Genomic DNA, 19361 nt, shown 5'->3' with positions numbered 1-19361 from the left:
GAGAAAATACAATTTATTTTAAAGGGAGCGGGATGAAAGATGTTTAAAAAAATTGCTGCTGATGCATTAGGATTATCAGATATAGGTACGATCATACACCCATCTGATTATGATAAAACAGATGCTGATGATTATGTGATGCACGAAGATAATGAAAAGATTTATTTTTTAATCAAAACGAAATCTGATGAATATTGTTTTACAAACCTTGCCATCATTCACGTAGATGGAACCAGTGCAGCTTCATCAAAGAGAACACTTAAGCGTTATCCTTATTCTCAACACAAGATTTCTGGAGTCCTCCTTGAAACAGCTGGAAAAATTGACATGGATGTAGAAATAAAATTCTTAATAGGCAACGAAAGAATGGACATTGATGTGCGTAAAGATCAAATTGAGCAATTGAAGGATCTTTACAAAGCATTACTGCGTATTTCAGAAATCTCCTATGAAAATGAGATTATGCTGACAATGGCATCACAAAGCTTAGACAAAGCAGTAGCTGTTCTGCAAAACTCAAGAACGGACGATAACAGTCTTGCTGATACATATAAGGGATTAACAGAATTTGGCTTTAATTGGCTTTCGACAGCCCGCGAACAATACCATGAGAAGGATTTTGGGGAAGTATTTGAAAAATATATTAATAACTAAAATTGAATAATAATAGTAAGAACTGGAGGGGTATGATCCTTCAGTTTTTTTGTGTAAAAATAATTTAAAAATACCTATTTACCTTGACGTTACGTAAAGGTGTATAGTGAAGTTGTCAGGAGGTGAAAGGATGGAATACACAGTGCAAAAACTAGCAAGATTAGCAGGCTGCAGTACAAGGACACTCCGTTATTATGATGAAATTGGGATTCTTAAGCCGGCAAGAATCAACTCATCAGGGTATCGCTTGTACGGAAGATCAGAGGTTGATCAATTGCAGCAGATTCTTTTTTATCGAGAATTAGGGGTAAGCTTAGACACAATTAAACAAATAGTATCTTCTCCTTCCTTTGATCGGTCAAAAGCACTAAAAGAACATCGCCAACAGCTTCTGGCAAAACAGGAACAAATCGAAAGGCTGATTGCTAATGTTGATAAAACATTAGCTGAAGCAGAAGGGAGAATTATGATGTCTGATAATGAAAAATTTGAGGGATTTAAACAAAAACTGATAGAAGAAAATGAAGAAAAATACGGAGAAGAAATTCGTGCCAAATATGGGGATGAACAGGTTGATAAAAGTAACCAGAAATTTAAAAACATGACAAAAGAGCAGTATGCCGAGGCTGAGCAGCTTGGTGAAGAGGTGCTTAAAATCCTAAACGAAGCTTTCCACACAGGTGATCCTGCAGGCGAGCTTGCGCAAAAGGCGGCAGACCTCCATCGAAAATGGTTAACTTTCTATTGGGGGGAGTACTCAAAAGAAGCTCATGCAGGTCTTGCACAAATGTATGTAGATGATGAGAGATTTACCGCATACTATGATAAAAAACAACCTGGCTCAGCTGAATTCTTAAGAGATGCTATCTTGATCTACAAAGGGATGAAAAACTAAATTTACTCGAGCAAAAAACGATTGGTTTTTATAAAGCCAGTCGTTTTTTTAAATTTTTAGAAAGATGACTGACGACTATAAATGATATACAATGATTTGTAAGTGCTAGTCCTAACTTGGACACGTCAGTTCTTGCTACTTTTATGATGAAGGGGGAACGAACATGAGAAAATGGTTCCTTTTAACACTTCTGTTGTTTATAGCGTGTGCTGCTGCTTATCCCCTCAAAATGATAACGGGTTTAGATGAAAATGTAACACTGATCTTTGAAAAAATACGGCTTCCCTTTATGACCGATTTCTTTTTAATTATTTCAGAAATTGGCTCGATAAAATTTTATTTGCCCGTATCTGCAGCTTTAGCGGCTTTTTTTATTCTGAAGCGAAAGGTATTAGATGCCCTTTTTCTATTAGCTTTGTTGTTTAGTGTTAGATTTTTAAATTACCATTTAAAGGAAATTTTCAGCAGGGAGCGACCAAACTTCAATGCTGTTTATGAAGCATCACATTTTAGCTTTCCGAGCGGACATTCTATGAATTCTGCGGCTATATACAGCTTTATTTGTTATTTACTGATCACACGTTTCATTCACAAAAAAAATCAAAAGCAAGCGATAATAATCTCCACCATGCTCTTAATTGCTTTAATCGGTATTAGCAGAATTTACTTAGGTGTTCATTTTCTGACAGATGTTATTGCAGGATTTAGTGCTGGAATTGCTTGGTTTATTTTCGTTACAACAGTATTTGATAAAATAAGTAAGAAGTTCGAAAATAATAGAAGCATTTAGAAGCAGTATTATTAGCTTTATCCAAAAGGTTGAAAACAACTAAATAGAATCCAATGAGTATGAGCAGCCGTTTTAAAAAAAAGGGTCTAACACTACCTTTGTAGGGGTCAGACCCTTTTGAGACATTGGTCTTGTTTGTTTATAAATGATGACCAGGTCCATTTTTTCTCTTTGCAGAGGTATGCTCCTTTGCGTGTGCATTCTCTTCTGCTGCTGTAACTTCAGGAGGGATATGATTATTCTTTTTAGGCGTATTTCGATTCCGATGTTTTTTCCCCATCACTGTTACCTCATTTCATTTGTTTTATTTGTATTGTGAGTTCTTTGTTTTTGTCCTTTTTTTGATTCATGAGGGTGGCCCCCATTACGTGACCCAGGGTTTGTTTCATTTGCATATTCAACAGCTTGTGCTAATTTCTTTTTCAAAATGATCCCTCCATAAAATGATTTGCATTTTTATGTTAACCGTTTATTTTTCTTATAAAGCTGACAAATAATGCTTAGAATAATAAATAGTTAATAAGTTGAATGAGAAAAAATGTTATTCGTTTATAACTTATGGTATAGTAAGGTGACTTTTACTGTTACCTTAATAGGAGGGAATCTATAGTGAGTGTTCATATTGGTGCAAAAGAAAATGAAATTGCTGAAAAAGTTTTGCTCCCTGGAGATCCACTACGTGCTAAATATATCGCAGAAACATTTTTAGAGAATGTGACTTGTTATAATGAAGTAAGGGGAATGCTGGGTTTTACTGGCACATATAAAGGGGAGCGTATTTCTGTCCAAGGAACAGGTATGGGCGTGCCATCGATTTCAATTTACATAAATGAATTAATGAACAGTTACGGCGTCCAAGAGCTGATCCGTGTAGGAACATGTGGTGCAATTCAAAAAGACGTAAAGGTTCGGGATGTCATCTTGGCGATGAGTGCTTCAACAGACTCACAAATGAATCGATTAACTTTTGGCGGGGTTGATTATGCACCAACGGCTAATTTTCAGCTTCTTAAGAAGGCATATGAAACTGGGATTGAGAAAGGTCTAAACTTAAAGGTTGGAAATGTGTTTACTGCAGATATGTTTTATAATGATAACGCAGAATTAGAAAAATGGGCTCGATATGGGATCTTAGCCATTGAAATGGAAACAGCAGCTTTATACACATTAGCAGCAAAATTTAATCGAAAAGCACTTTCTGTTTTAACAGTTAGTGATCATATTTTAACTGGCGAGGAAACAACTTCAGAAGAACGGCAAACAACCTTTAATGACATGATTCTAGTTGCTCTCGATGCTACTAAAAAATAAAGTATTTTAAAAAATGTTTGATTAAAAAACGTGTGCGCTAAGCACTCGTTTTTTTGTACTATCGGAAAGTATAAGATTTTATAGATGACTAAGGCTTTCGCCATTAGGACTTTGCGATAAGCAAAGTTTTTCAAATATGCTAGGTACGCACATATTTAAGCCTTGCATAAATGCGAAATTTGTCTATATAATTTTACTAACTGGAGCAAAAAGTACGTTTGTATCTCTGGGTATAAAGGGAAGGATGAGAGTAGGAGCTTATAATCATTTATTTCGGGTGACAATTAATGATAAAATATGAATGTTATTGATCGTAGATAGGGTGATAAAATGTATGTTTATGTAAAAATAGCCATTATTTTGCTGCTTAGTGTAACATTAACTGCGTGTATGAGTTTTTCATTACCTAAAGGAATTTCTTTTAGCGGAGAACATGAGGGGCAGGATATTAAACAATCTGGACAAAAAAACAATATTGAGCAAAATATTGAACAAATTGAAGAGCAAATAAATGAAGATTTCTTATTAGAGTCACAATATTTTAATGTTGTAAAACAAGCAAATGGGAATAAAATTATTGAAAATCCAACAAACATTCTCGTCATGGTAAATAAAGAGTTCAGTTTACTTGAATCATATGAGCCAGCTGACTTAGTTGTTCCTAATGTAGAATTTTCCTTTGGTGACGCAGATGTACCTCAGCGTTATTTGAGAGAAGAAGCGGCAAAGGCATTAGAAGAATTATTCGTTCTTGCTGAACAAGATGGAATTGAATTGCTTGCTGTATCTGGATTTAGATCTTATTCAAGACAGCAGGGGATCTTTAATGTTGAAAAAGAAAATAAAGGTGAAGAAAAGGCGTTGCAGGCTGTGGCTTTACCCGGTCAGAGTGAGCATCAAACCGGGTTGGCAATGGATGTATCAAGCAGAAGTGTTAACTTCGAAATAACAGAAGAATTTGGTGAAACTAAAGAGGGAAAATGGGTGAAAGAAAATGCTCACAAAGCAGGCTTTATTATCCGTTATCCTAAAGGGAAAGAGTCAATTACCGGTTATCAATATGAACCATGGCATATACGTTATGTTGGAAAGGAAAAGGCGTCAGTCATCTATGAGAATGATCTTACGTTAGAAGAATATTTCGAAAAGGTGAAAAAGATTTGATTTGGTGATGATTATGGACAACAAAATGGATATCCTTAAAAAGGATTTAGATATTCTTTTCATCGGCTTTAATCCGAGTCTTGTTTCTGGTGAAACAGGTCATCATTACGCTAATAAGAACAATCGTTTTTGGAAAATCCTTTTTATGGCAGAGATCACAGACCGTCAGTTTAAACCAGAAGAAGATGCCTCGTTAATAAAACAAGGAATTGGGTTTACGAATATTGTAGCGCGGCCAACGAAAGCAGCAGATGAAATTACACGTGAAGAGTATCAAATAGGGAGAGATATTTTAAGAAGAAAAATCTCTAAATATCGCCCTAAAGTTGCCTTTTTTGTAGGAAAAGGTGTCTATCTACAATACAGTCAACAAAAAAAGGCTGAATGGGGAAAACAAGAACAAAGTGTGATAGATGGTGTGATTGATTTTGTCGCACCATCGTCAAGCGGCTTAGTTAGAATGGATCTAGAAACGATTATTTCAATCTATCGTCAAGTTCATAAAATTTTCCATCATCCATGGTAAAATGGGCTTTAGTCATCAAACAAACGGTTTACTATCATTTGTTTGGGGGCTAGCCCTTTTGTTTTGAGCCAGCCCCAATGTTCATAAAATAAGTGATTATTACCAAAAAAATAAGCCTGCTAAAGCAATACCAGTTATAAAACCTAAGCCAATTCCATATGGGTAACCATAGCCATACCCTCCGTAAAAACCGAGTCCATATCCGCCTCTTTGTCTAATCGGCTCGATAAAAACTTTATTCTGAGTAACACGACAAATTCTTCCGACATGAACACGACCATTTCTTTCATGAATACGAACAACTTTTCCATTATATCGACAGCATAAATGATAATAATGTTGTGACATGACTTTTCCCTCCTTCCGTTCATTTATCATATACTATGAGAAATGACGGGGAAGGACTGTACGGAAATACTAGCTCCATTCATTTTATTTTAGCTAAGATGTCATTTTAGGATTGTCTTGCGGGCAAAGAAAACAGAAAAGGTTAGTTTATTTCCATACTTATTTGAAATTTTTTCATGTTCAGAAAGAAGCGTAAAGGCATCGTCTGGTAATGCCTCAACAGGAGAAAATTCTGTTGAGGGTTCACCCATATCTTGAAGGATCAAATCTTCCTCATTTAACACTTTATAAATAGTAAATCCATTTTGGGTGAATTGTTTTTCCCATTCACTAACAGAAAAGATTCCGTTACAACCATAGAATGCTTTCAGTTCGTCTTCTTCATCTGATGATAGCGGTGCCTTGCGGATCATTTCAATGGCAATAACTAGACCATTTTGCTTCAAAATCCTTGAAATTTCAGACAAAGTGTCAGGAAGTGATGTGAAATTTAAGACGGATTCAGATAAAATAAGATCAAACGTATTAGCAGGCAGAGATGTATGTGAAAGGTCTTCATTTAAGTAAGGAATCTCAATGTTTAATTGTTGATTTCTCTTTTTTGCATGTTGAATCATTTGGGGATCAAAGTCTAATCCTGTAATAGGGTAACCTAATTGATAAAGGTAGCTTGCGGTTTGTCCTGTACCGCAGCCGGCATCAAGAATAATTCTATTTAAAGGGATTTGTTCACTTTCAAAGATTTTTTTAGTTAATGAAAGACCGCCAGGATGTGCACCGCCAATGCCTAACAAAGACAGCATTTTTAAATAATTCACCTATTCTTCCTCCAATCAGTTCTCTAAGCTAAGCTATGCGAGAACTGATTGCCAGGTGTTAGACACAGCTTAAAAGGGGATGTCTTTCAAAAATGTTCTTTAGTTTAGGCGTTATCATTTGCTGAATCTCAGCCCTGTAAATCCTTTGTAATGAACATCTGACATGTAATCGGCTAATAAAATGATCGACATGCTCATTTATATAATGAATCACCTGATTTTTATAAAAAAATGTTTTGTTCTTAATTTTATAATCAATGTCTTTAATTAATGAAAAGACAAAATGAATGATTTCTAAATCAGATTTTCCAATGTAATCAGCAAGTTGCATCCTATCTACCTCCTAAATTTACATTCGTGTAATAAACTTTACAATTAACTAATAAAAAAGTATCGTACAATTTGTCGAATATAAAAAACAATATTATTACTATTCAATAGAATTCAAAATGTTCTAGTTAAAAAGTAGGGAATCTCCATTTTTGTAAATTAGAATTCACTAACTTAAAAAAACTGTGTTAAAGCCTTTCTAAAATTCGTAACAATTAATCTTTTCCATATTAGTTGACGTATGAAATTTGCTTAGACATAATAGGTACATACATAAAGGTGGTGTGAGTGGTACGTGAAAAAAAGCAGATTTATTATTTGGATAATCGTTACAGCCATCTTTGCATCAGCAATTACATACAGTGCTGTACAGCTAAGAGTAATTGCAGGTGGCGATAATGGTGATCCTTTCCAAAAATTACGAGCAACATATGACATTTTACAAGAAGGTTATTACAAGGACGTCGATACTGATAAGCTTGTAGAAGGAGCTATCAAGGGGATGGTTGAATCCCTTGAAGACCCATATACTGTTTATATGGATGTTGAAGAAGCAAAAAGCTTTAACGAAAATATATCCTCTTCTTTTGAAGGAATCGGTGCCGAAGTGCAAGAAAGTAATGGAAGCATCATGATTGTTTCACCAATTAAAGGATCCCCAGCCGAAAAAGCTGGAATTAAGCCCAAAGACATTATCTTAAAAGTGAATGATGAATCAATGGAAGGTCTTTCAGTTAATGAAGCAGTCATGAAAATCAGAGGTAAAAAGGGAACAAAGGTTAACCTGGTTGTGCAACGAGCTGGCGTTGGTGAACTTAACTTTACAATAACTCGTGATACGATTCCGTTAGAAACAGTTTACTCCGAGGTCATAGAAGGAAATATCGGTAAAATTCAAATTACGAAATTCTCTGAGTCAACAGGGGAAGAATTAGCCAATGCTCTATCAGACCTTCAGAATAAAAATGTTGAAGGACTAATCATTGACTTACGGCAAAATCCTGGTGGATTAATGGATCAAGCATTAGCAATGTCAGATCTCTTCCTGCCAAAAGGCAAAAATATTTTACAAGTAGAAAATAGTGATGGATCTAGAGAAGTATATAAAGCGGAAGACGATACCTTTATAGATCTTCCTACAACTGTCATAATAGACGGGGGAACGGCTAGTGCAGGAGAAATCATGGCAGCGGCCTTGCATCAATCAGCAGGTATTCCTTTAGTTGGAGAAAAGACGTTTGGAAAAGGTACAATTCAAACAGCACAGTCATTTAAGGATTCATCTTCTGTGAAATTTACAACAGCAAAATGGCTGACACCTGATGGGACATGGATACATGAAAAAGGAATCGAACCACAGGTAAAAGCAGAGCTGCCGGCATATGCAAATCTTCCGTATATAAATCCGGAAACTGTCCTGAAAAAGGGAGATTCCAAAGCAGAAGTAAAGGCAGCACAACAAATGCTACAAGCTTTAGGATTTAGCAACAGTGTGGAAGGTTATTTTGATGAAACTACTGTGCAGGCTGTTAAAGAATTCCAGACACAAAATAAATTAAAGGTTGATGGAAACATAACCGGTGAAACTACCATAAAAATAATGGAACAAATTCAAAATAAATTAAAAGAAAATGATACACAGTTAGAAAAAGCTATATCTATGTTAAAAGAAGAATTGAAATAATGAATGAATTAGAGAGGGTGTCTCAAAGTGTGGTCATACACTTTAAGACACCCTCTTTTTGTCTTATTTTATAACCATGTTGAAACGCTATCTAATTCTAATCTGCTACTTTGATGAGCTGGTTTTACAGCTTTTCCAATTGAAATCAGCATGATTGGGACATACCTTTCTGTAATATTGAATTCCTTCATGAATAAATCTTTATTAAAGCCGCCTATAGCACAAGAGTCAAACCCTTTCGTTTTTGCAACAAGCATTAACTGCATTGCAGCTAAAGAAGCATTTGATAAAGCTGCATCTCTTGCAAAGCCTTTATCTTTATAAGCACGGTCAATTTGCCCTGCTAGTGTTTCTTTTATTTCTGAAGTCATATAGCCTGCTTTTACTAATGGATCATATACTTGATCAGTATTTTTGTTTGCTTCAAGGTCACCTAAAATCGCAATAACTGCTGATGATTCAACAATTTGACTTTGATTATAAGCAATAGGAAGTAATCTTTCCTTTGACTCCTTACTCTTAAATACAGTAAAATGCCAATGCTGGAGATTCCAAGCCGAAGGTGCTTTTGTTGTATAAGTTAAAATCTCAGTTAATTCTTCTTTAGAAATTTCAGCACTTGAATCATAGTTGCGTACAGATGCACGTTCTTTAAATACAGATAATAAATCAGCTTTATATGTTGTATTCATTGTATTTTCCTCCTTAGTTGAATTTATGGTAGCTTTCTTTTATACTAAAAGTAATAAACTTACTTTTCGTAAGTGTTTAGTATCTCTCATATCATAATGGATGTGATAAAATGAGTCAAGAAATTAAAACAAGGAGCGATAAAAATGTCAATCAATCTTTGTCCAAAGATGGAATCAGCTTTTCGTCTTTTAGGTAAACGCTGGATTGGAATTATCATTCATGTTTTATTAGATGGACCTAAAAGATTTAAGGATTTGACAGACATTATCCCTAGTATTAGTCAAAAGATGTTATCTGAACGTCTAAAGGAATTGGAAAATGAAGGGCTTTTAGAAAGAATTGTTATCGATGAAACCCCAATAAAAGTAATTTACCAATTAACTAAAAAGGGAAAATGCCTGGAAGGTGTTGTGCGAGAAGTTGGTATCTGGGCTAACAGATATTGTGTTCCTGAGGAGGATTAAATAAATGACAGAAACCGTAATCGTTACAGGAGGGTCAAAAGGGATAGGCAAAGAGATTGTGTTACAATATGCAATAAAGGGATACAACGTTGTTATTGCAGATGTTGATAAAGAGGCTGGTAGAAAGCTTGAAGACGAATGTCATGCCCAAAATTTGCAAGTTTACTTTATAAAAACCGATGTTTCTAAACTCACAGAAATCGAATACCTCATGAAGGAAACAAAAAAACGATACCATTCAATTGATATTTTAATTAATAATGCAGGGATTTCAAAATGGGTATCTCCATATAAAATAACTGTTGAAGAGTGGGACAAAGTCATTGCAACGAATTTAACAAGTGTCATGTTTGCATCTCGGGAAGCGGCAAAAGAAATGAAACGTAATCCTAAGGGTGGAAAAATTATTAATATTGCCTCGACAAGGGCAATCATGTCGGAAAAAAACTCTGAGGCTTATGCGGCAGCAAAGGGTGGTATCGTGGCTTTAACCCACGCCCTAGCAGCCTCTTTAGGAGAAGATCACATCCAAGTGAATGTAATTTCACCTGGTTGGATTGAAACGGGTGATTATGAATCTTTGCGTGATATTGATCATTTGCAGCATTTTTCTAAACGAGTCGGAAAACCGTCAGATATTGCAAGAGCCTGCTTATATTTAACAATGGAGGACAATGATTTTATAACAGGTACTAATCTTGTCATAGACGGCGGAATGACTAAAAAGATGATTTATGAAGAGTAAGCTGCAAGTCTATTTGAGAAAATTAAGCAAATTACCTAAAAGGTAGTTATTAGCCCACTCCAATGTTTACTTCTTTGAATACTTTTTAGTGTAGGTAAATATTCGAGGAGGTAAATAATGTCACCTTATATGATGCGCAATAGACCTTACCCAGACGGTCGTTTCTTTTTTGGAGGACCGTTTATAGGCGGATTTCTTGGTGGATTAGTCGGAAGTGCCATTTTTAGACCAAGACCACCATTTTACCCATATTTTCCATATGGAGGCTCACCATATGGAAAATATGGATATGGATATGGATATGGCTACCCTCCTTATGGTGGGGGTTTTCCATATTAAAAAAAAGAGGGTCTGTCCTCTCAGACAAACACATCGAGAAATTGTGTTTAACTGGGGTCAGACCCTGTTTTTTATACGACACCCTCTTTACCTCATTCATACGAAATGGCAACCTCAGAGATACTTTCTTCCTGAAGTTTAATAAATTGGATTTCAAGAAAGCCATCGGTATACCTTGCTTTTGTCCCTTTCCGTTTAACAGGAGCAGGCAGCATATGCTTCGTTTCTTCAGATTGGTGTTGGACAATAAACTGGTGACGGGTGTGCTGTAGTTTTAATTTCCCAATTTCCTCCTCTGAGACGGGGAGTTTAACATAAATATAATCATTCGTTTCAAATATTTCGGGAGAATCTTGCTTTGATGACCTTTCATTCTTATTTTTTTGCAAAAGTTCTCCTTGAAAAGGAAATTGTTGTGAGAAATCTCCCCCAAATACGTTTTTCATAACTGACTGTATATAATTTTCAACTTCCTTTGGATTCATTTTATTAAAATGCTGGGTAAAACCTGTTTGGTCAAATGGAAATTGTTTATTCCAAGGAAACATCCTTCCACATCCTTACCTAGAAATAGTCAGTATCATGATATGCATTAGTTTATAAATAGGTTAGTAAGGCGTATATGTTGTAGGACATGAAGCTTAATGTTTATAATGGTCATTAGGTGAATAAGGAGTGAGGTTTTAAGATGGATACGTCAGCAGTGAATACATACAAATTAGGTCTTATTTATACCGCAGGCTCTTATTTTCTTTGGGGTATTTTGCCTTTATATTGGAAAATGATCGAACATGTTTCAGCAGAAGAAATTTTAGCACATCGAATTTTCTGGTCGTTTATGTTTATGGTCGTAGTGCTTTCCTTTAATAAAGAGTGGAAAAATGTAATGGATGCAAGCAAAAGAATTATAAAACAGCCACTGTTATTTATTTCCTTATTATTGTCATCATTGCTAATAAGCATTAATTGGTTTGTTTATATATGGTCTGTTAATCATGACAATATGATCGAGGCAAGCCTAGGATACTACATAAATCCTTTAATCAGTGTGCTATTAGGAATGATCTTTTTTAAGGAAAGGCTAAATCTTTTACAAAAGGTCTCTTTTCTTATTGCCGCCATCGGTGTCATGATCATGACTCTCCATTATGGTCAGGTTCCCTGGATTGCAATTACGTTAGCATTAAGCTTTGGTTTGTATGGATTGACAAAAAAGATGACAAAGCTTTGTCCTTCCATCGGGTTAACCTTCGAAACATTGGTTGTTACTCCGATTGCAGCCTATTATTTATGGTTGATCTTTAGTAGCGGGAAATCAGAGTTTTTTGCATTTGATATAACGACAAATGTGTTATTGGTTGGAGCTGGGATTGCAACAGCACTTCCTTTATTGCTATTTGCGAGTGGGGCGCAGCGCATTCCATTGTTCATGATCGGAGTTTTACAGTATATTTCACCAACGATAACCTTGATCATTGGGATCGTTTTATACAAGGAACCATTTTCTACAATTGAAATCATTACCTTTTCATTTATTTGGAGTGCATTAATTTTATTTACTTTTTCTAACTCAAAATACTTAAGTAAAGTCGAAATAAAACGAACGAGAAAAAATTCAATCGGTTTATAAAGGGAGAACAAAGAAATGGATGCTAAGGAATTATTAGATGCCTATCGACAATTATGGGTAAATCGTTCTATGTATGTAAAAAAGGATGATTTTGAAACACTATGGTCTTCCATTGTTATCGAGCTGAAGGATGAAATGACCCACCCGCGGTTAAGAAAAACTCCAGAAGAAAAATTTCATTCAGCTATTAAAAGAATTATTTCATCTTCATTACCTGATACTTATAAAGTTAAATTAATTGAATTACATAGCAAGGTATTTGAAGAAGTTAAGAAATAATGTGACAGCCGGAAAATTTAGGATCAATAGTTATAGGGAGGATTTTAAGATGTTGCCAATCAATAAGAAGGATGTACAAGCATATCTTGATCAATTTTTAAATAAACAAGTATATATTCATTTAGAAACAACAACAGGTGCATATTCAGCCCATAAAAATGAATCAAACATGACTGTGGTTGCGTTCATTCGCAATACAAAGGTAGCTTATAACCAAGCAAAAATTACAGGGAATGGTCCTTACCGTGTTGGGTTAAAGATGGATGAGGGCTGGGTCTATGCTGAAGGGCTGACCGATTTTCTTTACAATGATGAAAATCAGCTTTTAATGGCCGGACACAACTCGGAAGGACAATTAGCAATTGCATTGCAAATAAGTGAAAATCCTTTTCGATATTAAATTAATACATCGTTTAATAAATTCTTTTTTAAAAAAGGAGATTGAAGAATGAGAGAACATGTTCTAGTAATCTTACCACATCCTGATGACGAATCGTTCGGCGTTGCAGGACTAATTGCACAAAAAAGAAAGGCAGGAATTCCTGTAACCTATGCTTGTGGTACATTAGGCGAGATGGGAAGAAATATGGGGAATCCTTTATTTGCGAATCGTGAATCTCTGCCGCTAATCCGTAAGAAAGAGTTAGAAGCTGCTTGTGAAGCTATGGATATTCAGGATTTAAGGATGCTTGGTTTACGTGATAAAACCCTTGAGTTTGAAGATGATGAACAATTGGCAGATATGATGGAAAAGATTATTGATGAAATTGAGCCATCACTTGTTGTGACCTTTTATCCAGGTTTTGCCGTACATCCGGATCATGATGCTTGTGGGGCAGCTGTAATCCGTGCGTTGAAACGACGACCTGTTCAAAAGCGACCATTAACGTATTGTTTAGCCTTTTCTAATGATCGATTCGAGAAAATCGGGGAGCCTGATGTTACAATCAATATAACTGATGTAGCAGATATCAAATTGAAAGCTCTTAAAGCACATCGTTCACAAACAGAAGGAATGCTTAAGCAGATGGAGGAAAAGCTGTTGAATAAAGATCCTGAAGTTACGCATTGGTTTGAAACAGAAGTGTACTATACCTATAAGTGGGATGATTGTTAACCCTCATTTAATATAGAAGAAAAAAGCTAATTCTAAACGGAATTAGCTTTTTTGTATAACAAAAATTCATTTCGCTTTTGAATGATTCGAAGCCGTATTGAAAGTCTGATTGCCCCTGCTGCAAGTCCTGTAATTAACCCTATCCAGAGCCAGAAAGCATCTAGTTAATTATCTTCTTTACGTGATTCACCTTTAAACATTTGATAATAAAAATAACCTAATGAAAGTACTCCAAGGATACTAAAAGTATATTGAAAAATTTTCTGTGTAATCATTGGCAAAACCTCCCATTTTTAGTATGGGATAAAAAAGAAAAATGATACATGAGAACAAGTGAATGATGAGAAAAAATTAATTCATATTATTTTTAAAAATAATAAAACTAATACAAAGGAGGGTGGATCAGTTGGAAAAGAGCAAACCATTTACGGACATTAAAAATCACATTTCATTTCACCTGGAACAAATTATTGAAGAAGCAGAAATGATGAGGTCTTCAATTGGCGAAAAGGATTATTGCTTACTATGTGAGCTTGCTCATATTCGAGACCGGTTTAATGAAATCCAGTCCTCAGCATCTTTTTTTTACTTAAAGGCATATATCTCAGACTTCACAACAAATTACATAGAGATTGCAAAAGCGATCCAAAATTTGTCGGATCGTCGACATGGTGCATTACTTATTATTGAGCGTAATCAAGCAGTAGGCAGGTTCCTGCAGGGAGGAATCCAGCTAAATGCAAATTTATCGAGCAGATTGGTTGAAAGTATCTTTTTTCCCGGAAACCCGCTTCATGATGGAGCAGTACTTATAAAGGGGGATTATATCATTTCTGCTGCAAATGTTTTGCCTTTAACTGAGCAAAATTTTGGAAATAAAAAAGTGGGTACAAGACACCGTGCAGCAATCGGCCTTTCTGAAATATCAGATGCCCTTGTATTAGTTGTTTCTGAAGAAACAGGTAAAATGTCTTTTGCATTGGATGGTACTTTATATCCAATAAGTTCATCGGAAGCAGGATTTCAAAATGGTGATAAACTAAAAGATCATTAAGATAACATATAGGTGTTAGAGGAGAAAAATGGTTGGAATGAAGCGGGATAACAAAATTTGTATTTCTTAACAACGATTCGATATATTAACAGATAAAGAGGTTGGCTTTGAGAAAATTTGCAGCCTTGTAAAAAGAAATGATTGTCTATAACTGTAAGTTTATGTATGATAATATTGAGAAATTTTTATCAGTTTATTACATATTTTATGTCATTATGTAGTTTTTCGTCTATTTATCTATTAAACTATTATTGGATACATACCTAGGAGGTTACTAGTAGAAATGAAGCAAAAACTGATTGGATTAACAGCAACTGCTGTAGTAAGTTCAACGTTATTTACATCAATGGCAGCTGCCGAGAGTATTAAAGTGAAAAGCGGGGATACACTCTGGGAGCTTTCCCGAGATTATAACACATCTGTTAAAACACTTATGGATTTGAATGGTTTAAACTCAAGTTTTTTGAGAGTCGGTCAAGTTCTTGAAGTTCCAGGGCCAAAGAAAACTTCATCTGCAAGCTCTAGCTCAACGTCTGGAACAACACAAAAAAAACCATTAACATCCACATCAACCTATAAGGTGAAGGCGGGGGATTCGTTGTGGGTTATTTCAAGAAGGTATAATACATCTGTAAGTGAATTAAAAAGGCTTAATGGCTTAAAAGGTGATCTGATTTATGTAGGTCAAACTCTAGTCGTGAAAAAAACAGCTGGTCAAACAGCAGGAAATAGTCAATCTAGTAATCAAGCAGAGAAACCAACAAACTCAGGTTCATCTTCTTCTACATATACGGTAAAAGCTGGTGATTCATTATGGAAGATTGCCAATAAGTTTAATATAACAATTGCAGAGCTAAAGGTTACAAACAATTTAAAATCAGATTTTCTTATGATTGGACAAGTCTTAAAAGTAAATGGGGAAGTTAGTAAGCCTTCCACAAACAATTCAGGTTCTCAAGGTTCTCAGCAAAGCTCATCTGTTAGCAAAGTTGATAAGATGATAAGTGAAGCAAAAGCATTAATGGGAACACCATATCGTTGGGGCGGAAATACGCCATCAGGATTTGATTGCAGTGGATTCATTTATTATGTGCTAAATAAAGTTACATCTGTTTCCCGTTTAAGCACTGCGGGCTATTGGGATATGATGAAGTCGGTAAGTACGCCTTCTGTAGGTGATTTTGTTTATTTTACAACCTATAAAGCAGGTCCCTCACATATGGGAATTTATTTAGGAAATAATGAATTTATTCACGCAAGCAGTTCAGGAGTTACAATCTCTAATTTAAATAATACATATTGGAAGCAGCGCTATTTAGGTGCAAAGCGTTTCTAATCAAAAAATAAAAAAGAGCCTACTTTTTAGGTTCTTTTTTTGCGTCTTCTAAAAGGTTTGACGTCATTTATTTACTTAGAAAAAATCCTTCCCTTTGTATACCACGTAAGTTTCTAGTATACTCTTTTTTGGACTAAATTTTTTAAAAACGTAATAGATAAGCTAGAAAGAAGGATTATAGATGGATCAACTACTTACACTTCAGTTACCTCAAGAAATAAAAACAATGATACAGAATCGTTCATCACTTTCTTATAATGATGAAGAGACATTATTAATAGGAAAAGGAGGCTTTACACCAGCAGATGAATCGATTTTACATGATGCGATGATTGCTCTGGCATTGGGGAAAAATGTACTGTTAAAAGGGCCAACAGGATCTGGTAAGACAAAGCTGGCAGAAACACTTTCTTTTCTTTTTCAACAACCAATGCACAGTATTAATTGCTCTATAGATTTGGATGCAGAAGCGCTTTTAGGCTTTAAAACAATTGAAAATCATAATGGTTCTACCTCCATTGAATTTGTTTCAGGCCCTGTAGTAAAGGCAATGAAAAACGGACATTTATTATATATAGATGAAATAAATATGGCAAAACCTGAAACCCTGCCAATCTTAAATGGAGTCCTTGATTATCGAAGAATGATGACAAACCCATTTACAGGTGAGGTAATCAAGGCAAAAGAAAACTTTGGTGTAATTGCTGCAATCAATGAAGGTTATGTAGGGACAGTCCCGCTAAATGAAGCATTAAAAAACCGTTTTGTTGTAATCGATGTACCATATATTCAAGGAAATGATTTAAAAAATGTTTTGCAGAGTCAGTCAGCGCTTGCCGATGCCGCATTATTAACGACTTTCACTCGATTATCTGCAGATCTTCTTACCCTTGTACAAAACGGACAAGTATCAGAAGAAGCAGCTTCTATTCGTGCGTTAATTGATACCTGTGATTTAGCAAGATTTTTACCCCCGCTTCGCGCCATTGAAAGAGGGATTATTGATAAGCTGGAGGACGAAAGGGAAAAGGCTGCCATTCGCAATTTAGCGGAGACATTATTCGAGTAGTGAGGTTTTTACATTGAGATTTATTAAGTTCAACGATCAACAAGTCGATTCCTTATTATTTATGGAATTATCTGACCTCGCCAAAGCGCTTACGAAAGAAAATAAATTTGAGGTTGACTATAGTGTCCAATCCTATATAGATCCTTTTGAGGAAAAAATCTATGTTAGCCACTTTTGGGATCATCGTGAAAAAAACGAAAGGATTCTTGCAATGAAAAGTGACATTTATCTTAGATGCATCGGAAACTTTTACAACACAAATTATCGTGAACTTGGATTGTTTATTGGACAGGCGAAAACATTCAAGCTAGAAAGTTTTGCAAAGCAATTATGCATGCTTATAGAAGATGTACGTCTAGAGGAAATAAGTAAAAGAGAACGACCAGGAACAAAAAGGGCCTTTGAGATGAGAAGGAAGTTGTATCGTAAGCATTTTAGAAGTCAGCTTACCATTCATCAAGAACGAGGCATTTTAACGGATGCTTTATTTAATTTATTATACCTAAAACTAACGGCTCATTCACCTTTAGGACTGCTTCCAAGTTTATCGGAGGACTTGGATCGTGCTTTTCCTTTTATAGAATCTAAACTCTATCAAGCCTACGACGTGAAATCAACGAAAGAAGTCATTCGAATTGTTCTTGACCTAATGGAGGTATTGGAAGAAATACTTGAAAGTGATATGTTAAATACCTACTTCTATTTAGCTGATTTGCCATATGAATCGTTTAAAGCAGCAAGTCTTTTTGATGAGCTAAAACGAAAATCAAAGTTAAAAAATAAGGACAAGATAGCGGACGCCAAAAAAGGTGATGAAGACGTTCATGGTGATAAATTACCAACCTGGCATAGTGAGACGAGCAAGCCGACAAAGAGCTTTTTGCAATTCGATTTAGAGCAAGGAACAAACACAACCATCAGCGGAGACGGCATAGTCAGAGAAGGAGATGATGGTGATCAGGCGCTTGCGATGGTGCAAGGTACTTCCAAACAGGCAAAAAAGAACGATTATTCAAAGCTTGAAGCGTTGGAAAATACAGTTGAAGAACGTGCAATGACAGCTGATTATTCATATGGAAAAGAAAATAAATATGCGATACCAGTATTTATTGGAGCAAAACCACCACTTCCTAATGAAATTGAACAATATAAAACAGATCGTTCAAATATTCAATTGTTTCAAAAAAAGCTTAAGCTAATGATCCAGAAAACATTGGAACATAAACGAACCTTGCCTAGAACGGATCTCCATATCGGAAGATTAAATAAAAAGCTTTTGCGAATTTTAACAGATGATAACCCAAAGCTATTTTATAAAAAACAAGAAAAATCACCGCAAATCGATGCTGTTTTTACCCTATTAGTAGATTGTTCAGCATCAATGTTTGATAAAATGGAACAAACAAAACTAGGAATCACATTATTTCATGAAACGTTAAAGTCAGTTAGAGTACCGCATCAAATTGTCGGTTTTTGGGAAGATACAAATGAAGCATCTAAAACAAGACAGCCTAATCATTTTAATACCGTTATTTCTTTTAAGGATTCTCTGGAACCTCAGGCTGGACCTGAGATAATGCAGCTTTCTCCAGAGGAGGATAATCGTGATGGCTTTGCAATTAGACATATGACAAAACAATTAATGAAGAGAAACGAAAAACAAAAATTTCTCCTTGTTTTTTCCGATGGAGAACCCGCGGCAATGGGATATGAGAGAAATGGTGTCATCGATACTCATGAAGCTGTTTTAGAAGCAAGAAAAATGGGAATAGAAGTAATGAACGTATTTTTATCACGTGGTGAAATTAACGAAGCCACCAAAAAAACAATTCAGAACATCTATGGAAAGTATAGTATTTTTGTAGATAAATTAGATGAGCTCCCAGAACAGCTATTCCCATTATTAAAAAGACTACTATTAAAAACAATTTAATGTTAGGCCTCTAGCTCTTACCCGAGATACTAGGGGCTATTTTTATGAAACAGCCTTTCTCTTCTCAGCTAGCAAAATAACATGCTATGTTAAAGAATATTGTTGATTTTAACAGAGTCCTTAAACTGAAGTGTATCGGGTTAAAGGATAATCTGCAGGCGTATAGCCCGTGAGTATGACGA

The 19361-nt window shown here is 35.3% G+C and carries 25 protein-coding genes; 18 read left to right on the top strand and 7 right to left on the bottom strand.

What is annotated here, in order from left to right:
• The first annotated feature begins 39 nt into the window (after positions 1-39).
• The 3 genes from Q1B07_RS12375 (at position 40) to Q1B07_RS12365 (ending at position 2339) form a co-directional block, all read left to right on the top strand.
• On the top strand, positions 40-654 hold the full coding sequence (locus Q1B07_RS12375; protein ID WP_299093456.1) for a PH domain-containing protein: 615 nt from the start codon (positions 40-42) through the stop codon (positions 652-654).
• 130 nt (positions 655-784) lie between these two features.
• The gene (locus tag Q1B07_RS12370; RefSeq protein ID WP_299093458.1) at positions 785-1549 is read left to right on the top strand and encodes a MerR family transcriptional regulator; all 765 of its coding nucleotides are present in this window, start codon (positions 785-787) and stop codon (positions 1547-1549) included.
• A 163-nt stretch (positions 1550-1712) separates the two neighbouring features.
• Positions 1713-2339 carry a phosphatase PAP2 family protein gene (locus Q1B07_RS12365; protein ID WP_299093460.1) on the top strand — a complete coding sequence of 209 codons (627 nt, stop codon included), beginning with the start codon at positions 1713-1715 and terminating at the stop codon, positions 2337-2339.
• A 139-nt stretch (positions 2340-2478) separates the two neighbouring features.
• Here the strand turns inward: Q1B07_RS12365 and Q1B07_RS12360 are convergent, their stop codons facing one another.
• Together Q1B07_RS12360 and Q1B07_RS12355 are read right to left on the bottom strand one after the other, a co-directional pair.
• Entirely contained in the window at positions 2479-2619 is a 141-nt protein-coding gene (locus tag Q1B07_RS12360) for a hypothetical protein (RefSeq protein WP_299093462.1), read from the bottom strand.
• 5 nt (positions 2620-2624) lie between these two features.
• Positions 2625-2765: a hypothetical protein gene (locus tag Q1B07_RS12355; RefSeq protein WP_299093464.1), complete on the bottom strand. Its 141-nt coding sequence runs from the start codon at positions 2763-2765 to the stop codon at positions 2625-2627.
• Positions 2766-2948: 183 nt separating this feature from the next.
• Here Q1B07_RS12355 and deoD point away from each other — a divergent pair, with 183 nt between their 5' ends.
• From deoD to mug, 3 genes are all read left to right on the top strand, one after another.
• Positions 2949-3650 carry a purine-nucleoside phosphorylase gene (gene deoD / locus Q1B07_RS12350; protein WP_299093465.1) on the top strand — a complete coding sequence of 234 codons (702 nt, stop codon included), beginning with the start codon at positions 2949-2951 and terminating at the stop codon, positions 3648-3650.
• Positions 3651-3980: 330 nt separating this feature from the next.
• On the top strand, positions 3981-4814 hold the full coding sequence (locus Q1B07_RS12345) for a D-alanyl-D-alanine carboxypeptidase family protein (protein ID WP_299093467.1): 834 nt from the start codon (positions 3981-3983) through the stop codon (positions 4812-4814).
• 13 nt (positions 4815-4827) lie between these two features.
• Positions 4828-5340: a G/U mismatch-specific DNA glycosylase gene (gene mug / locus Q1B07_RS12340; RefSeq protein ID WP_299093469.1), complete on the top strand. Its 513-nt coding sequence runs from the start codon at positions 4828-4830 to the stop codon at positions 5338-5340.
• A gap of 99 nt (positions 5341-5439) precedes the next feature.
• Here mug and Q1B07_RS12335 read toward each other — a convergent pair whose 3' ends face one another.
• The 3 genes from Q1B07_RS12335 to Q1B07_RS12325 all read right to left on the bottom strand — a co-directional run bounded on the left by Q1B07_RS12335 (position 5440) and on the right by Q1B07_RS12325 (position 6837).
• Positions 5440-5688 carry a hypothetical protein gene (locus Q1B07_RS12335; RefSeq protein WP_299093471.1) on the bottom strand — a complete coding sequence of 83 codons (249 nt, stop codon included), beginning with the start codon at positions 5686-5688 and terminating at the stop codon, positions 5440-5442.
• Positions 5689-5789: 101 nt separating this feature from the next.
• Positions 5790-6506, bottom strand: coding sequence for a class I SAM-dependent methyltransferase (locus tag Q1B07_RS12330; protein ID WP_299093473.1), 717 nt, complete (start codon positions 6504-6506; stop codon positions 5790-5792).
• 58 nt (positions 6507-6564) lie between these two features.
• Positions 6565-6837, bottom strand: coding sequence for a hypothetical protein (locus Q1B07_RS12325; RefSeq protein ID WP_299093474.1), 273 nt, complete (start codon positions 6835-6837; stop codon positions 6565-6567).
• A 294-nt stretch (positions 6838-7131) separates the two neighbouring features.
• Between Q1B07_RS12325 and Q1B07_RS12320 the strand changes: the two genes are divergently transcribed.
• Positions 7132-8520, top strand: coding sequence for a S41 family peptidase (locus Q1B07_RS12320; RefSeq protein WP_299093475.1), 1389 nt, complete (start codon positions 7132-7134; stop codon positions 8518-8520).
• Between the two features lie 68 nt (positions 8521-8588).
• On the opposite strand, the gene Q1B07_RS12315 is transcribed toward Q1B07_RS12320, so the two are convergent.
• Entirely contained in the window at positions 8589-9212 is a 624-nt protein-coding gene (locus Q1B07_RS12315) for a nitroreductase family protein (RefSeq protein WP_299093476.1), read from the bottom strand.
• A gap of 144 nt (positions 9213-9356) precedes the next feature.
• Between Q1B07_RS12315 and Q1B07_RS12310 the strand changes: the two genes are divergently transcribed.
• The 3 genes from Q1B07_RS12310 (at position 9357) to Q1B07_RS12300 (ending at position 10761) form a co-directional block, all read left to right on the top strand.
• Complete coding sequence (locus tag Q1B07_RS12310; protein WP_299093477.1) at positions 9357-9677, top strand: winged helix-turn-helix transcriptional regulator; 321 nt, start codon at positions 9357-9359, stop codon at positions 9675-9677.
• 4 nt (positions 9678-9681) lie between these two features.
• The gene (locus Q1B07_RS12305; RefSeq protein ID WP_299093479.1) at positions 9682-10422 is read left to right on the top strand and encodes an SDR family oxidoreductase; all 741 of its coding nucleotides are present in this window, start codon (positions 9682-9684) and stop codon (positions 10420-10422) included.
• Positions 10423-10539: 117 nt separating this feature from the next.
• Positions 10540-10761, top strand: coding sequence for a hypothetical protein (locus Q1B07_RS12300; RefSeq protein WP_299093480.1), 222 nt, complete (start codon positions 10540-10542; stop codon positions 10759-10761).
• 92 nt (positions 10762-10853) lie between these two features.
• Here Q1B07_RS12300 and Q1B07_RS12295 read toward each other — a convergent pair whose 3' ends face one another.
• Positions 10854-11309 carry an Hsp20/alpha crystallin family protein gene (locus Q1B07_RS12295; protein WP_299093482.1) on the bottom strand — a complete coding sequence of 152 codons (456 nt, stop codon included), beginning with the start codon at positions 11307-11309 and terminating at the stop codon, positions 10854-10856.
• A gap of 140 nt (positions 11310-11449) precedes the next feature.
• Between Q1B07_RS12295 and rarD the strand changes: the two genes are divergently transcribed.
• The 8 genes from rarD (at position 11450) to Q1B07_RS12255 (ending at position 19179) form a co-directional block, all read left to right on the top strand.
• A complete protein-coding gene (rarD, locus tag Q1B07_RS12290; protein WP_299093484.1) occupies positions 11450-12391 on the top strand; it encodes an EamA family transporter RarD in 942 nt (313 codons plus the stop codon).
• Between the two features lie 15 nt (positions 12392-12406).
• A complete protein-coding gene (locus tag Q1B07_RS12285) occupies positions 12407-12670 on the top strand; it encodes a hypothetical protein (protein ID WP_299093486.1) in 264 nt (87 codons plus the stop codon).
• A gap of 49 nt (positions 12671-12719) precedes the next feature.
• Positions 12720-13070, top strand: a complete 351-nt coding sequence (locus Q1B07_RS12280; RefSeq protein WP_299093488.1) for a YojF family protein — start codon at positions 12720-12722, stop codon at positions 13068-13070.
• A gap of 48 nt (positions 13071-13118) precedes the next feature.
• A complete protein-coding gene (gene bshB2, locus Q1B07_RS12275) occupies positions 13119-13787 on the top strand; it encodes a bacillithiol biosynthesis deacetylase BshB2 (protein WP_299093490.1) in 669 nt (222 codons plus the stop codon).
• 406 nt (positions 13788-14193) lie between these two features.
• Positions 14194-14841, top strand: a complete 648-nt coding sequence (gene cdaS, locus Q1B07_RS12270; protein ID WP_299093491.1) for a sporulation-specific diadenylate cyclase CdaS — start codon at positions 14194-14196, stop codon at positions 14839-14841.
• Between the two features lie 283 nt (positions 14842-15124).
• Positions 15125-16177 (top strand): LysM peptidoglycan-binding domain-containing protein, encoded by a 1053-nt coding sequence (locus Q1B07_RS12265; protein WP_299093493.1) that lies wholly within the window; start codon positions 15125-15127, stop codon positions 16175-16177.
• A 181-nt stretch (positions 16178-16358) separates the two neighbouring features.
• Entirely contained in the window at positions 16359-17246 is an 888-nt protein-coding gene (locus Q1B07_RS12260; protein WP_299093494.1) for a MoxR family ATPase, read from the top strand.
• Positions 17247-17259: 13 nt separating this feature from the next.
• Positions 17260-19179 carry a VWA domain-containing protein gene (locus tag Q1B07_RS12255; RefSeq protein WP_299093497.1) on the top strand — a complete coding sequence of 640 codons (1920 nt, stop codon included), beginning with the start codon at positions 17260-17262 and terminating at the stop codon, positions 19177-19179.
• Positions 19180-19361 lie beyond the last annotated feature (182 nt).

The organism is uncultured Metabacillus sp. (assembly GCF_947503125.1).
Taxonomy (GTDB): Bacteria; Bacillota; Bacilli; order Bacillales; family Bacillaceae; genus Metabacillus.
This window is presented reverse-complemented; position numbering and strand designations above follow the sequence as displayed.

Coding starts and splice junctions, on each gene's coding strand:
- Q1B07_RS12260 (WP_299093494.1), top strand. CDS start 16,359: ATGGATCAACTACTTACACTTCAGTTACCTCAAGAAATAAAAACAATG.
- Q1B07_RS12295 (WP_299093482.1), bottom strand. CDS start 11,309: ATGTTTCCTTGGAATAAACAATTTCCATTTGACCAAACAGGTTTTACC.
- Q1B07_RS12310 (WP_299093477.1), top strand. CDS start 9,357: ATGTCAATCAATCTTTGTCCAAAGATGGAATCAGCTTTTCGTCTTTTA.
- Q1B07_RS12375 (WP_299093456.1), top strand. CDS start 40: ATGTTTAAAAAAATTGCTGCTGATGCATTAGGATTATCAGATATAGGT.
- Q1B07_RS12300 (WP_299093480.1), top strand. CDS start 10,540: ATGTCACCTTATATGATGCGCAATAGACCTTACCCAGACGGTCGTTTC.
- Q1B07_RS12370 (WP_299093458.1), top strand. CDS start 785: ATGGAATACACAGTGCAAAAACTAGCAAGATTAGCAGGCTGCAGTACA.
- Q1B07_RS12345 (WP_299093467.1), top strand. CDS start 3,981: ATGTATGTTTATGTAAAAATAGCCATTATTTTGCTGCTTAGTGTAACA.
- Q1B07_RS12360 (WP_299093462.1), bottom strand. CDS start 2,619: ATGGGGAAAAAACATCGGAATCGAAATACGCCTAAAAAGAATAATCAT.
- Q1B07_RS12280 (WP_299093488.1), top strand. CDS start 12,720: ATGTTGCCAATCAATAAGAAGGATGTACAAGCATATCTTGATCAATTT.
- Q1B07_RS12365 (WP_299093460.1), top strand. CDS start 1,713: ATGAGAAAATGGTTCCTTTTAACACTTCTGTTGTTTATAGCGTGTGCT.
- bshB2 (WP_299093490.1), top strand. CDS start 13,119: ATGAGAGAACATGTTCTAGTAATCTTACCACATCCTGATGACGAATCG.
- Q1B07_RS12285 (WP_299093486.1), top strand. CDS start 12,407: ATGGATGCTAAGGAATTATTAGATGCCTATCGACAATTATGGGTAAAT.
- Q1B07_RS12335 (WP_299093471.1), bottom strand. CDS start 5,688: ATGTCACAACATTATTATCATTTATGCTGTCGATATAATGGAAAAGTT.
- Q1B07_RS12325 (WP_299093474.1), bottom strand. CDS start 6,837: ATGCAACTTGCTGATTACATTGGAAAATCTGATTTAGAAATCATTCAT.
- rarD (WP_299093484.1), top strand. CDS start 11,450: ATGGATACGTCAGCAGTGAATACATACAAATTAGGTCTTATTTATACC.
- mug (WP_299093469.1), top strand. CDS start 4,828: ATGGACAACAAAATGGATATCCTTAAAAAGGATTTAGATATTCTTTTC.
- Q1B07_RS12305 (WP_299093479.1), top strand. CDS start 9,682: ATGACAGAAACCGTAATCGTTACAGGAGGGTCAAAAGGGATAGGCAAA.
- Q1B07_RS12315 (WP_299093476.1), bottom strand. CDS start 9,212: ATGAATACAACATATAAAGCTGATTTATTATCTGTATTTAAAGAACGT.
- Q1B07_RS12265 (WP_299093493.1), top strand. CDS start 15,125: ATGAAGCAAAAACTGATTGGATTAACAGCAACTGCTGTAGTAAGTTCA.